The sequence below is a fragment of the Pseudomonas faucium genome (assembly GCF_021602585.1).
Lineage (GTDB): Bacteria > Pseudomonadota > Gammaproteobacteria > Pseudomonadales > Pseudomonadaceae > Aquipseudomonas > Aquipseudomonas faucium.
On record NZ_BQIP01000045.1, the window covers coordinates 1 to 12,980 of the forward strand.

The following is a 12,980-nucleotide window of genomic DNA, read 5'->3' on the forward strand; positions in this document are numbered from 1 at the left end:
TCAGCGTCGACCCGCAACGTGACGACGCCAAGCGCCTGCAGCAGTACGCCAAGGCCTTCCAGCACGGCCCCGGCTGGAGCTGGCTGACCGGCACGCCCTACGCCGTGAGCGAAACCCTCAAGGGCCTGGGCAGCTTCAGCGCCGACCTCAGCCAGCACCCGCCGCTGATCCTCGTCGGCGACGGGCGCAGCGGCCACTGGACGCGCTTCTACGGCTTCACCGACCCGGCGGTGCTGGTCGAAGAAATCAACCGCCTCAGCGCCCGCCGGGTGCATGCCAAGAGCACGGCCATCGCCGAACACCAACAAGAGGTGCAGCCATGAGCAGCCACTCCTCGGCCCAGGCGGGCATGCGCAGCTTCGACTGGCTGGTGCTGGCCAGTTGCCTGTGGATCATGGCGTCGGTCGCCATGGCCCACGAAGGCCACGCACCCAACCCGCAGCCGGCACCGCCGGCGATGACCAGCGGCGGCGGCACCCGCGATGCGCAGGCCTGGTTCACCGACACCGTGCTCGAGGACCAGGACGGGCGCGCGCTGCGCTTCTACAGCGACGTGCTCAAGGGCAAGGTGGTGATGCTCAATGTGATCTTCACCCACTGCACCGACGCCTGCCCGCTGATTACCCGCAAATTGCGCGACGTGCGCGAGGCCATGGGGCCGGACCTGGCCCGCCAGGTGACCTTCGTCTCGATCAGCAGCGACCCGCTCAACGACACCCCGGCAGCGCTCAAGGCCTTTGCCGCCAAGCAGGGCGTGGACCATGCCAACTGGCTGTTCCTGACCGGTGAGAAGGCCAACGTCGACCTGGTGCTGGGGCGCATCGGCCAGTTCCTGCCAAGCCCTGAGCAGCATTCGACGCAGTTGATTGCCGGTGATGTGGCAGGCAAGCGCTGGAGCAAGATCCGCCCGGATGCGCCGCCCGTTGCCATTGCCCAGCGCCTGCAGCTGCTGGCCCAACCTTTGGCAGGGCGGTAACCCTCATGAAGGCCACCGGCCCCTTCGCGGGCAAAGTGCCTGTCTACAGGGTGATGACTTTGTGGGAGCGGGCTTGCCCCGCGAAGAGGCCGGCATGAACCCAGCAGCCATCAAAATCATCAACGCCATCGCCATGCTCATCGGCCTCTGCCTCTGCGGGCCCACCCCAGCCCTGGACCTCACCCCCCAGGAGCAAGCCGGCAAACGCCTCTACCGCGAGGGCGCATCGAGCAGCGACGCCCAACTCACCGCCCGCGTCGGCGCCAGCGCCATGAGCGTCCCCGCCAGCGTGCTGCCCTGCGCCAGCTGCCATGGCCGCGACGGGCGCGGCCGCACCGAAGGCGGCGTGCGCCCGCCGAGCCTCGACTGGCAGCGCCTGGCCCTGGGCCAAGGCGCCCGGCAAGCCAACGGCCGCAGCTACCCGGCCTATGCCGAGGCGAGCCTTGCGCGCGCCATCGAGCAGGGCATCGACCCGGCCGGCAACCGCCTGGACCCGGCCATGCCGCGCTTCGAGCTGACCCTGGCCGACCAGCGCAACCTCACCGCCTACCTCAAACGCCTGGGCGATGAGCGCGACCCGGGCGTGGAGGAGGGCGTGCTGCGCCTGGGCACCTTGCTCCCCGGCAGTGGCCCGCTGGCCGAGGCTGGCCAGGTGATCCACGCCGTGCTCGAAGATGGCGTGAGGCAACTCAACCAGCAGGGCGGCATCAACGGGCGGCGCCTGCAGCTCGTGGTGCTGGACCCCGGCCAAGCCCCGGCCACTGCCGAGCGTGCCCTGCAGCGCTTGCTGGACGAAGAGCAGGTCTTTGCCCTGGTGGCACCGCTGGCACCGCAGCTCGATGAACGCCTGGCCGCCCTGCTCGAACAGGCAGGCGTGCCGCTGGTTGGCAGTACCCCGCGCAGCGGCGGCAGCGGGCAAATTTTCGACCCTTTGCCCAGCCTTGCCAGCCAGCTGCTCAGCGTGGCCAGCCACGCCCGCACCCACCTGGGCCTGCCCACCGATGGCGTGCGGGTGGTCTACGCCGGCGCAGACCAGGCCGCACTGGCCGAGCAGGTGCGCACGCGCCTGCAGCAACAAGGCTGGTCGCCCGCGCCGGTACACGCGTTCACCGGCCAGGCCGTGGCGGGCGAGGGCATCGTCTTCCTTGGCCGCGCCCAGGCCTTCGCCGAGCTTGCCACGGCGTTGCAGGCGGCAGGGCGCGATCCTTACCTGTTCGCGGCCTCCAGCCAGGTGGCCGGGGCCGTGGCCACGCTGCCGGCGCAATGGTCGCAGCGGGTGTTCCTGGCCTATCCCTTCGTGCCAAGCGACTGGACCGCCCAGGGCCTGGCGACACTGGCCGGCCTGCAGCAGCGCCAGGGCCTCGACCCGCGCCAGGCATCATTGCAGGTCAACACCCTATGCGCCTTGCGCCTGCTCAGCGAGGCCCTCAAGCAGATCGGCCGCGACGCCAGCCGCGAGCGCCTGGTCGCGGCCCTGGAAGGCCTGCACGATGTCGACACTGGCCTGACCCCGGCGCTGGGCTTCGGCCCCGGCCGGCGCCAGGGCATGAGTGGCGCGCACGTGGTTGCAGTGAGCCTGCCCGGGCCACGCTTCACCGCCGTCGCCGCGTACCGGCCTGTAGCGGACACCCCTTGAGCGGAGGTCACCATGCGTACCCTGTTGCTGTGCCTGTTGCTGACCATCACCACGGCGGGCTGGGCCGATGTGCCGGCGGCGCGGGTCAATGGCGTGGACATCGGCGTGCTGCGCCTGGAGCGCTACTTCAGCGAATACCTGCAGGCCCAGGGCCGCGCCCTGAGCAGCATCCGCAACCCAACCCTGTACAAGCGCCTGCGCGACCAGGCCCTGGCCGAGCTGATCGACAAGGAACTGCTGTGGCAGGAAGCCCAGCGCCGCGGCATCGTGGTCAGCCAGGCGCAGGTGGCGGCGCACATGGCTGAACTGCAGGCCGCCTTCGCCAGCCCGGCGCTCTTCGAGCAGCGGCTGGCGGACGCCGGTTTCGACCGGGCTGGCTACGCACTCTACCTGCACCACGAACTCGCCGCGCAGCAGGTGTATGCCCAGCTCAGCGCGGTCGAAGAACCCAGCCAGGGCGAGGTAGAGGCGTTCTACCAGGCCAATCGACAAATGCTGCAGCACGTGCAGAACCAAAGTGATAAGCCGCAAGTCATACCGGAACAGGGCCTGCTGTTGGCCAGGGACGCGCTCGTGGCGCAACGGCAGGCCCAACAGCGCCAAGCCGTGCGCCAACGTTTGCGGCAATCGGCTACAGTGGAAATCGCCGACTGAGTACCCCGATGACGTTGCCCCAATGCTGGGGAATAATGGCTTGGCAAAGTGCCATCAGGTTCCCCGGAAGTGGGGGGACCGAGGGCTCTGCTGATTTGGCGGCACTGGGGCATACCAGCAAGATCAATGACTTACGGTGGTGCAACATGACTATTCACGCCTGGCACGAAGCCTGCTCAAGCCTGTACAAGGGCGTACTTCGCAGACCGGGGAACCGGGCAGTATTGGGGAGTCGACCTTGGTGAACACAGTTTTGGTAGTCGATGACGAACAGACCCTCGCGCAGAACCTGCAAGCGTACCTGCAGGCGCAAGGCCTGGATGTTCATGTTGCCCACGACGGTGCCAGTGGCATTGGCCTGGCCGAGCGCCTGGCACCGCAAGTGATCGTGCTGGATTACCGCTTGCCCGACATGGAGGGGTTTCAGGTCCTGGAGACCGTGCGCCAGAACAGGCAGTGCCATTTCGTGCTGATTACCGCCCACCCGACCGTCGAGGTCCGCGAGCGGGCCGCCGAACTGGGAGTGACCCACGTCCTGTTCAAGCCGTTCCCGTTGGCGGAACTGGCCCGCGCGATCCTCGACCTGGTGGGCATAGAGCGCCGGCGCAGGGCCACTGACGATTCAGCCCAAGGGTACGTCGAACGACGCCACAACAGGAACGAGTCGTTCCCCTTGCAGTTGTACGATGGCAGCTGGGTGCTGGCCGACCGCCGCCGTAATGGCGCCAAGCCCCCAGGACCTGACGACGACCAACTGCTCACCGGGGAATAGCGGCGCCCGCAGCCCTGCCTGAGCCAGCCTGCGACGCGCCCCCTGAGCGGAGTCGCAGGCCATGTCCCAGGTACCCGATCACAGCGCTTGGCCCCCCGCAGCCTTCCCCCGCGAGCTGCTCAACCAGGCCCGCCTGCAAGCCGGCGACGAGCGCCTGCTCGACTGCCTGCAACGCCTGGCCGCCGAAACCCCCGACTGCTTCCTGCGCCGCCTCGGCCTGACTCTGCATTACCCGGTGCTCGACAGCCAGGCCCTGCTGGCCAGCACCCCGCGCTTCGACAAGGTCAGCCTGGCCCAGTGCCTGAAGCGCGAGTTCGTATTGCTCGAGCAAGAGGGTGAACTGATCGGCGTGTTCGCCGACCCCTTCGACCACGCCCGCCTGGCCTGGATCGACGACACCCTGCAAGGCGCGCCGCTGTACCTGGCCCACGCCGCCGACCTGGCCACTTTGCTCGCCCGCCACGAAGAGAGCTTTCACGCCGTCGATGCGCTGGACCCCGACGCCGAAGCCAGCCAGGAAGCCGGCCCCCTGCAACGGCTGTCGCTGACCAGCATCAGCGAAGACCAGAGCAAGGTGGTCAAGCTGGTCAACTCGACCCTCTACGACGCCCTCAAGCAGCACGCCAGCGACATCCACCTGGGCATGACCGGCCAGGGCCTGACCATCAAGTATCGCATCGACGGCGTGCTCAACGGCGCCGGCAAAGCCAGTGGCAGTGCCTTCGCCGACCAGGTGATCTCGCGCATCAAAGTGATGGCCGAGCTGGACATCGGCGAGAAGCGCGTGCCCCAGGACGGGCGTTTCAAGGTTGCCATCGGTGAGCGCCAGATCGACTTTCGCGTGTCGATCATGCCCAGCATCTTCGGTGAGGACGCCGTGCTGCGGGTGCTCGACAAACAGGACCTGTCCGACCGCGTCAGCGGCGTGCAGCTGCAGGCCCTGGGGTTTGCCGAGCAAACCCTGCGCGCCCTGCGTCGCCTGGCCGCCGAGCCCTACGGCATGATCCTGGTCACCGGCCCCACCGGCAGCGGCAAGACCACCACCCTGTACGCCATGATCAGCGAGATCAACCACGGCGTGGACAAGATCATCACCATCGAAGACCCGGTCGAATACCAGTTGCCGGGCGTGCTGCAGATCCCGGTCAACGAGAAGAAGGGCCTGACCTTCGCCCGCGGCCTGCGCTCGATCCTGCGCCACGACCCGGACAAGATCCTGGTGGGCGAAATTCGCGACCCGGACACCGCGCAGATCGCCGTGCAGTCGGCGCTTACCGGCCACCTGGTATTCACCACCATCCACGCCAACAACGTGTTCGATGTGATCGGCCGCTTCAGCCAGATGCAGGTCGACCCCTACAGCTTCGTCTCCGCGCTCAACGCGGTGCTGGCCCAGCGCCTGATCCGCCTGGCCTGCCCGCACTGCTGCACGCCTTGCAAGGTGGACGACCAGACCCTGGCCGCCTCGGGCCTGGCCCGCGAAACGGTGGCCGGCTGGCGCTTCGTGCGCGCCCAGGGCTGCGGCCAGTGCCGGGGCAGCGGCTACCGCGGGCGCAGCGCCATCGCCGAACTGCTGCACCTGGACGACGACCTGCGGCAGATGATCGTCGAACGCCGGCCGCTGGCGCAGATCAAGGCGCTGGCCTGCCAGCGCGGCCTGCGCCTGCTGCGCGCCTCTGCCCTGGACCTGGTCCGCGAGGGCCGTACCACCCTTGAGGAGATCAACCGTGTCACATTTATCGCCTGATCGCTTTTGCGCCGTGCTTGGCGCCGAGGGTGTCGGCCTGGGCCGCTGGCATGCCAACCAACGGCAATGGCTGGGCAGCCGCGCCTTCAGCGGCGACGCCGCGCAACCGGCCTGGCAGGCCGCCTTGCAGGCGCTGGCCGCGCTGTTGGCCGAACACGCCGTGCGCGGTGCGTGCTTGCAGGTGCTGCTGTCGGCCCGCTTCAGTCGCTTCTGCCTGGTGCCCTGGAGCGATGCCATCGGCACCGCCAGCGAGCTGCAAGGCTACGCCAGGGCTTGCTTCGAGCACCTCTACGGGCAGCCGCTGGATGACTGGCGCATCGTCCTGTCGCCCGAGCCTGCCGGCGCTGCGCGCATTGCCACGGCGCTGCCCCAGGCACTGCTGCAAGGGCTGCAGGCGCTGGGCCTGGCAAGCCGCCTGCAGCTGCGTTCGGTGCAGCCCTACCTGATGGCCGCCTACAACCGCTGCGCGGCGCAGCTGGGGCAGGGCGACTTCCTCTTCGTGCTGGCCGAACCGCGCCGCAGCGTGCTGCTGCTGGCGGCCGGCGGCGCCTGGCAGCAGGTGTTGGCGCAGGGCTGCGCCGATAACGACCAGGCGCTGCAGGCGTTGATCGAGCGCACCTGCGAGCTGTACGGCGCGCACCTGCCGCGGGTGTACCTGCATGCCGCCGGGCGCGGCGAGGTGTCGCAACTGGCGGCGGTGCCGCTGTGCCAACCGGCCAGCCACAGCGACCCGCTGTGCGCCATGTGGCAGGCGGTGGCGTGATGCGCCGCCTCGAGCTGGAATTCCAGCCCCGGCGCAGCAGCCCGCTGGCCTGGTCGCTGCTGGCCCTGGGCGTGGCGGTGGTCGCCGTGCTGGTGCTGTTGCAACAGCAGCTGCAGGCCGAGCAGGTGGAGCTGGAGGCCCGGGTGCACGGCATGGAGCTGCAACTGGGCCGCCGCCCGGCCACCGCCGCGCCGCAGAACAGCGCCGCCAGCCGCGAGCAGGCCGAACGCCTGGCGCAGATGCGCAGCGTTTCGCAGCAGCTGCAGCGGCCCTGGCAGCAACTGTTCGCCATGCTCGAAGCGCAGCCGCAGGAGGATGTCGCGCTGCTTTCGCTGACCCCGGATGCGCGCAAGGGCCAGGTACGCATCAGCGCCGAGGCGCGCAACCTGGAGGCGATGCTGCAGTACCACCAGCGCCTGGAACAGAGCGCCGAGCTCAGCGATGTGTCGCTGCTCAACCACGAGGTGGTGGCGGGCCAGGCCGAGCATCCGGTGCGTTTCAACCTCACCGCCACCTGGGAGATCGGCCATGGGCGCCCCTGACGCGTTTAACCGCCTGATCGTCGAAGAGCAGCTGCGTCGGCTCGGCCCGGTGGCCCTGGCGGCCGCCGCCGTGGCGCTGCTGGCACTGGGCGTGGCGCTGGCGGGCGTACTGCCGCAGTGGCAGGCGCTGCGCGAACTGAAGGCCAGCGCGGCGGATGCCGCTGTGCAGTTGGAAAGGGTCCGGCGTGGGGAAGTGAAGCTTGCCGTGAAACCCGAGCAGCAGGCGCTGGACAGCCTGCGCCAGCAGCTGCCGGGCCAGCCCGAGGCGAGCGAGTTGATCGAGCGCCTGTATCACCTGGCCAGCGCCGAGCGCATCAGCCTGGCCCGCGGTGAATATGCCCTGGGCATCGATCCCAAGACCCAGCTGGCGCGCTACCAGATCGTGCTGCCGGTGCGCGGCAGCTACCCGCAGATTCGTGGTTTTCTCAAGGGCCTGATCGGCCAGCTGCCGACCTTGGTGCTCGAAGACCTCGAGCTGCAGCGCAAACGCATTGGCGACAGCGAGCTCAATGGGCGCCTGCGCATGACCCTTTACCTGTCGAGGTCGTGATGAACACTCAGCGTGCGGTGCTGTGGGTGGGATTTCTGGGGCTTTCCGGGGCGTTGGCCTGGGCGCCGGGGCACTGGTTTGGCGAAGAGGGTGAGGTGGCGCCGATCGCCGGCAAGCCAACTGCCACAGGTTCCGCGGCGCCCTTGGCCACGGTGGGAGCCGGCTTGCCGGCGATGAGGCCAGCACAGCCCTCCCGCGACCTGTTCCCCCGCCAGCAATGGACCCCCGTGCAAACCCTGGCCAGCGTCAGCGAACAACCTGTGCTCGCAACCCCGGTGGCGGTCGCGGCCCCCACCGCCCCAGCCCTGCCGTTCCAGTTCGTCGGCCGCCTGGGCGAGCGCGACGACCTGCAGGTGTTCTTGCAGAACGGCGAAAAACTCTACGTCGTGCGCCAAGGCGACGTGATCGATGCCACCTATCGCCTGGACCGGGTTTCGGCCAACGAGCTGGACCTGGTCTACCTGCCGTTGCACCAGTCGCAGACACTGTCTGTGGGGAGCGCACCATGAAGCCATCGAAGTTGCTCAAGCCTGCTCCGTTCATGCTCCTGGCGCTGTGCGTGGCCATTGCCGGCTGCGGCTCGAGCGGGGTGCGCAAGGACAGCCAGGCACTGCTCAAGGAAGGCCAGTACGAGGCCGGCATCGCCCGCCTGGAAGAGGCCCTGCGCGACGACCCGCGCGACACCGAACTGAACATCGCCCTGGCCCACAGCCGCCAGGAAGCGGTCGAGGCGCTGATCACCCAGGCCGACAGCGACCGCGCCCGCCATGACTTCGCCGGCGCGCGCATCGGTTATGGCCGCGTGCTCACCTTCGAACCCAACAACCGCCGCGCCATGGAAGGCATCCGCCAGCTCGAGCTGATGCGCACCCTCGACGACCGCGTGGCCCTGGGCCAGGCGGCCCTGCGCCAGGGCGACCTGTTCGGTGCCGAGCGCTACATGCGCGAAGTGCTGCGCCTGGACCCGCAAAACCAGAAGGGCATCATGCTGCGCAGCGACATCGAGAACGTCCAGGCGCGCACCGCGCAGCCGTTCCCGCAACTGCGCAGCAAGCTGGAGCGCCCGGTCACCCTGGAGTTTCGCGACGCTGCGCTGAAGACCATCTTCGAGGTGCTGGCCCAGGTCGCCGGCATCAACTTCATCTTCGACAAGGACCTGCGCCCGGACATGAAGGCCACTATCTTCGTGCGCGACGTGCGCATCGAGGACGCCGTGGCGCTGCTGCTGGAGCAGAACCAGCTGCGCCAGAAGATCGTCAACGACAACACCCTGCTGGTGTATCCCGACTCGCCGCAGAAGACCAAGGACTACCAGGAACTGGTCATGCGCACCTTCTACCTGACCAGCATCGACGCCAATACCGCGCTGAACATGGTCAAGACCATGCTCAAGACCCGCGATGTGTTCGTCGACGAACGCCTCAACACCATGACCATGCGCGACACCCCCGACGCCGTGCGCATGGCCGAGAAGCTGCTGCAGTCCCAGGACCAGTCCAACCCCGAAGTGGTGCTGGAAGTGGAGGTGATGGAGGTGGCCCGCTCGCGCATCCTCGACCTCGGCCTGCAGTGGCCCAACACCTTCGGCGTGCTGACCGATGACGGCAACCCGGTCAGCGTGCTCGACCAGCTGCGAGGCATCAACTCCAGCCGCATCAGCATCGCGCCGGCGCCGCAAGCCAAGATCAATGCCTCGGACAAGGACATCAACACCCTGGCAAGCCCGGTGATCCGCGTGAGCAACCGCGAGCAGGCGCGCATCCACATCGGCCAGCGGGTGCCGATCATCAGCGCCACCTCGGTGCCTTCGACGCAAGGGCCGGTGATCACCGAGAGCGTCACCTACCTGGACGTGGGCCTGAAGCTCGAAGTGCAGCCCACCGTGCACCTGAACAACGAAGTGGCGATCAAGGTGGCGCTGGAAGTCAGCAACGCCACCCCGCTGGAGCCGACCCGCCAGGGCACCATCCCGGTGCAGGTCGACACCCGCAATGCCCAGACCAGCCTGCGCCTGCACGACGGCGAAACCCAGGTGCTGGCGGGCCTGGTGCGCAACGACAAGACCTCCAGTGGCAACAAGATCCCGGGCCTGGGCGATATCCCAGGGCTGGGCCGGCTGTTCGGCAGCAACCGCGACGACATGAGCAAGAGCGAGCTGGTGCTGGCGATCACCCCGCGCATCGTGCGCAACCTGCCGTACCAGAGCCCGTCGGACATGGAGTTCGCCACCGGCACCGAGTCGAGCATGCAGGTGCGCCAGCTGGCCCAGCCGGCGCCGGCCAATGCGCTGCCAGCCGATGCGCCCAGCGATGAATCGAGCGCCCCGGTGATCGACAGCCAGATGGCGGTGGTGCCGGCCACCCGGAGCCCACGGCCATGAACCGCCGCGCCCGGGGCTTCAGCCTGATCGAGGTGGTGCTGACCCTGGCCCTGCTCGGGCTGCTCGCCAGCATGGCCGCGCCGCTGACCGAGACCGTGGTGCGCCGGGGCAAGGAGCAGCAGCTGCGCGAGGCGCTGTACCAGATCCGCGATGCCATCGACGCCTACAAGCGTGCCTTCGATGCCGGCTATATCGACAAGCGCCTGGATGCCAGCGGCTACCCGCCGAACCTGCAGGTGCTGGTCGATGGCGTGCGCGATGTGCGCAGTGCCAAGGGCGCCAAGTTCTACTTCCTGCGGCGCATCCCCCACGACCCGCTGCTGGCGGCCAAGGGTGACGACGACGGCGGCTGGGGCCTGCGCACCTACGCCAGCAGCGCGGACAACCCGCGTGAAGGCGAGGATGTCTTCGATGTGTACTCCAAGGCCCGTGGCAAAGGCCTGAACAACATCCCCTACGGGCAATGGTGACGGCCATGAAACGCAGCCGCGGCTTCACCCTGATTGAACTGCTGGTGGTGATGGCGATCATCGCCACGCTGATGACCATCGCCATGCCGCGCTACTTCAACAGCCTGCAGAGCGCCCGCGAAGCCACCCTGCGCCAGAGCCTGGCGGTGCTGCGCGAGGCGCTCGACCACTACTACGGCGACACCGGCCACTACCCGGACTCGCTGGAGCAGCTGGTGGAGCAGCGCTACCTGCGCAACACCCCGATCGACCCGATCACCGAACGCAGCGACGCCTGGCAGCTGGTGCCACCGCCCGAAGGCGTGGCGGGCGGGGTGGCCGATATCAAGAGTGGTGCCACAGGGAGGGCGCGTGATGGCAGCCTCTTCGCTCAATGGTAAGGCCTGCGCCGGTTTCACCTACCTGGGTGTGCTGCTGCTGATCGCGGCCAGCTCGATGGCCCTGGCCGCCAGCGGCGCGCTGTGGTCCAGCGTTGCCCAGCGCGAGCACGAGCGCCAGCTGCTGTGGGTGGGCGGCCAGTATGCCCAGGCCCTGCGCAGCTATTACCGCGCCTCGCCAGGCCTGGCCCAATACCCCCAGGCGCTGGCCGAGCTGCTCGAAGACAACCGCTTCCCGCAGGCCCGGCGCCACTTGCGCAGGCTCTACCCGGACCCGATCACCGGCAGCGACGACTGGGGCCTGTTGCATTCGATCGACGGGCGTATCACCGGCGTGCACAGCCGCTCGGACGCCACCCCGTTCAAGCGCAGCGGCTTCGACAGCCAGTGGGCCGGGTTCGAAGGGCTGGAGCACTACAGCGACTGGCAGTTCGTGGCCGAACAGGCGTTCAACGAAAGCGCCGCCGGCGCGCAAACCCATGGCGGCCCGGGAGGCAAACCATGAAAGGGCTCAACCTGTTCTGCCTGGGCCTGCTGCTGGCTTGCGGCGTGGCGCAGGCCGATGCCGAGGACGAGATGAAAGGCTTCATCGTCGACAACACCATCTCGCACATCGGCCACGACTTTTACTACTACTTCGCCGACCGCCTGCGCGCCACCAGCCGCCTGGATTTCAACCTGGTGGTGCGCGAGCGCCCGGATGCGCGCTGGGGCAGCCTGGTCACGGTGGAGTTCGACCGTGACGTGCTGTACCGGCGCTTTCTGCCACCCAATGTCACCCAATTGAAAGAACAGGCCATCGCGGCCGCCGACCTGGTGCGCCAGGAGGTGATACAGCGCAAGCTGCAGCGCCTGCTGCAGGACACCACCGACCTGGAGAGGGACGAGCTATGAACCCGCGCACCCTGCACTGCATCGCGGCAGGCCTTGTGGCCTGCGCCTGCACCGCCCAGGCCACCGAGCTTGTGTACACCCCGGTCAACCCGGCGTTCGGTGGCAACCCGCTCAATGGCACCTGGCTGCTGAACAACGCCCAGGCGCAGAACGACTACGACGACCCGGACCTCAAGGACCGCGCCTCGTCGCTGTCCGGCACCACGGCCTTGGAGCGCTTCAGCAACCAGCTGGAGTCGCGGATGCTGTCGCAGCTGCTGGACAACATCAGCAATGGGCGCACCGGCAGCATGGCCACCGATTCGTTCCTGATCGACGTGATCGACGACTCCGGGGCCTTGAGCATCAAGGTCACCGACCGCGCCACCGGCGAAATCTCGGTCATCGAGGTCAGCGGCCTGAACCCCTGAGAGGGAAGGGCTTCATGTTGGGGAGAGAACACCATGAAACGTCTGCTGAGCACGCTGCTGATCGTCACCGCCCTGGGCCTGCAAAGTGGCTGCAGCCTGCGCGAACCCATGTCGGCCGAACAGGACTCGGAAACCCCGACCCTGACCCCACGCGCCTCGACCTACTACGACCTGATCAACATGCCGCGCCCCAAGGGCCGGCTGATGGCGGTGGTGTATGGCTTTCGCGACCAGACCGGGCAATACAAGCCCACCCCGGCCAGCTCGTTTTCCACCAGCGTCACCCAAGGGGCGGCGAGCATGCTGATGGACGCCCTGAGTGCCAGCGGCTGGTTCGTGGTGCTGGAGCGCGAGGGCCTGCAGAACCTGCTGACCGAGCGCAAGATCATCCGCGCCTCGCAGAAAAAGCCTGACGTGGCAGAAAACATCCTGGCCGAGTTGCCACCGCTGCAGGCGGCCAACCTGATGCTCGAGGGCGGCATCATCGCCTACGACACCAACGTGCGCAGCGGCGGGGAAGGCGCGCGCTACCTGGGCATCGACATCGCCCGCGAGTACCGGGTCGACCAGGTGACGGTGAACCTGCGCGCGGTGGACGTGCGCACCGGGCAGGTGCTGGCCAACGTGATGACCAGCAAGACCATCTACTCGGTGGGGCGCAGCGCGGGGGTGTTCAAGTTCATCGAGTTCAAGAAGCTGCTGGAGGCCGAGGTGGGCTACACCACCAACGAACCGGCGCAGCTGTGCGTGCTGTCGGCGATCGAGGCCGCGGTGGGGCACCTGCTGGCGCAAGGGATCGAGCGGCGCTT

17 protein-coding genes are annotated in these 12,980 nt (G+C 68.1%); all 17 read left to right on the forward strand.

The genetic code is table 11. The features are described from left to right. Positions 1-323, forward strand: a 323-nt coding sequence (locus L6D75_RS26735; protein ID WP_176518099.1) for an SCO family protein, incomplete at its 5' end; no start/stop codon positions are given. After that, positions 320-976, forward strand: coding sequence for an SCO family protein (locus L6D75_RS26740; protein ID WP_176518098.1), 657 nt, complete (start codon positions 320-322; stop codon positions 974-976). The genes L6D75_RS26735 and L6D75_RS26740, both read left to right, overlap by 4 nt. Positions 977-1,109: 133 nt before the next feature. Beyond that, complete coding sequence (locus tag L6D75_RS26745) at positions 1,110-2,612, forward strand: cytochrome c/ABC transporter substrate-binding protein (protein ID WP_176518100.1); 1,503 nt, start codon at positions 1,110-1,112, stop codon at positions 2,610-2,612. A 12-nt stretch (positions 2,613-2,624) separates the two neighbouring features. Continuing rightward, entirely contained in the window at positions 2,625-3,266 is a 642-nt protein-coding gene (locus L6D75_RS26750; RefSeq protein ID WP_176518097.1) for a SurA N-terminal domain-containing protein, read from the forward strand. A gap of 238 nt (positions 3,267-3,504) precedes the next feature. Further along, on the forward strand, positions 3,505-4,038 hold the full coding sequence (locus L6D75_RS26755) for a response regulator (RefSeq protein WP_176518096.1): 534 nt from the start codon (positions 3,505-3,507) through the stop codon (positions 4,036-4,038). Between the two features lie 61 nt (positions 4,039-4,099). Then, positions 4,100-5,785, forward strand: coding sequence for a GspE/PulE family protein (locus L6D75_RS26760; RefSeq protein ID WP_176518095.1), 1,686 nt, complete (start codon positions 4,100-4,102; stop codon positions 5,783-5,785). Beyond that, positions 5,766-6,548: a hypothetical protein gene (locus L6D75_RS26765; protein ID WP_176518094.1), complete on the forward strand. Its 783-nt coding sequence runs from the start codon at positions 5,766-5,768 to the stop codon at positions 6,546-6,548. Before L6D75_RS26760 ends, L6D75_RS26765 begins: the two co-directional genes overlap by 20 nt. Further along, positions 6,548-7,090: a PilN domain-containing protein gene (locus L6D75_RS26770; RefSeq protein ID WP_176518093.1), complete on the forward strand. Its 543-nt coding sequence runs from the start codon at positions 6,548-6,550 to the stop codon at positions 7,088-7,090. Before L6D75_RS26765 ends, L6D75_RS26770 begins: the two co-directional genes overlap by 1 nt. Continuing rightward, entirely contained in the window at positions 7,077-7,640 is a 564-nt protein-coding gene (gene pilO, locus L6D75_RS26775; protein WP_176518092.1) for a type 4a pilus biogenesis protein PilO, read from the forward strand. Before L6D75_RS26770 ends, pilO begins: the two co-directional genes overlap by 14 nt. Then, positions 7,640-8,149: a hypothetical protein gene (locus L6D75_RS26780; RefSeq protein WP_176518091.1), complete on the forward strand. Its 510-nt coding sequence runs from the start codon at positions 7,640-7,642 to the stop codon at positions 8,147-8,149. Before pilO ends, L6D75_RS26780 begins: the two co-directional genes overlap by 1 nt. Further along, on the forward strand, positions 8,146-10,020 hold the full coding sequence (locus L6D75_RS26785; RefSeq protein ID WP_176518090.1) for a secretin N-terminal domain-containing protein: 1,875 nt from the start codon (positions 8,146-8,148) through the stop codon (positions 10,018-10,020). The genes L6D75_RS26780 and L6D75_RS26785 overlap by 4 nt, the downstream gene beginning before the upstream one ends. After that, on the forward strand, positions 10,017-10,490 hold the full coding sequence (locus tag L6D75_RS26790) for a type II secretion system protein (RefSeq protein WP_176518089.1): 474 nt from the start codon (positions 10,017-10,019) through the stop codon (positions 10,488-10,490). The genes L6D75_RS26785 and L6D75_RS26790 overlap by 4 nt, the downstream gene beginning before the upstream one ends. A gap of 5 nt (positions 10,491-10,495) precedes the next feature. Then, entirely contained in the window at positions 10,496-10,870 is a 375-nt protein-coding gene (locus L6D75_RS26795; protein ID WP_176518088.1) for a type II secretion system protein, read from the forward strand. Next, on the forward strand, positions 10,845-11,372 hold the full coding sequence (locus L6D75_RS26800; protein WP_176518087.1) for a type II secretion system protein: 528 nt from the start codon (positions 10,845-10,847) through the stop codon (positions 11,370-11,372). Before L6D75_RS26795 ends, L6D75_RS26800 begins: the two co-directional genes overlap by 26 nt. After that, the gene (gene csgE, locus L6D75_RS26805) at positions 11,369-11,761 is read left to right on the forward strand and encodes a curli production assembly/transport protein CsgE (RefSeq protein WP_176518086.1); all 393 of its coding nucleotides are present in this window, start codon (positions 11,369-11,371) and stop codon (positions 11,759-11,761) included. The genes L6D75_RS26800 and csgE overlap by 4 nt, the downstream gene beginning before the upstream one ends. Then, complete coding sequence (locus L6D75_RS26810; RefSeq protein ID WP_176518085.1) at positions 11,758-12,171, forward strand: curli assembly protein CsgF; 414 nt, start codon at positions 11,758-11,760, stop codon at positions 12,169-12,171. The genes csgE and L6D75_RS26810 overlap by 4 nt, the downstream gene beginning before the upstream one ends. 33 nt (positions 12,172-12,204) lie before the next feature. Continuing rightward, the coding region (locus L6D75_RS26815) for a CsgG/HfaB family protein (protein WP_176518084.1) at positions 12,205-12,980 on the forward strand (776 nt) is incomplete at its 3' end.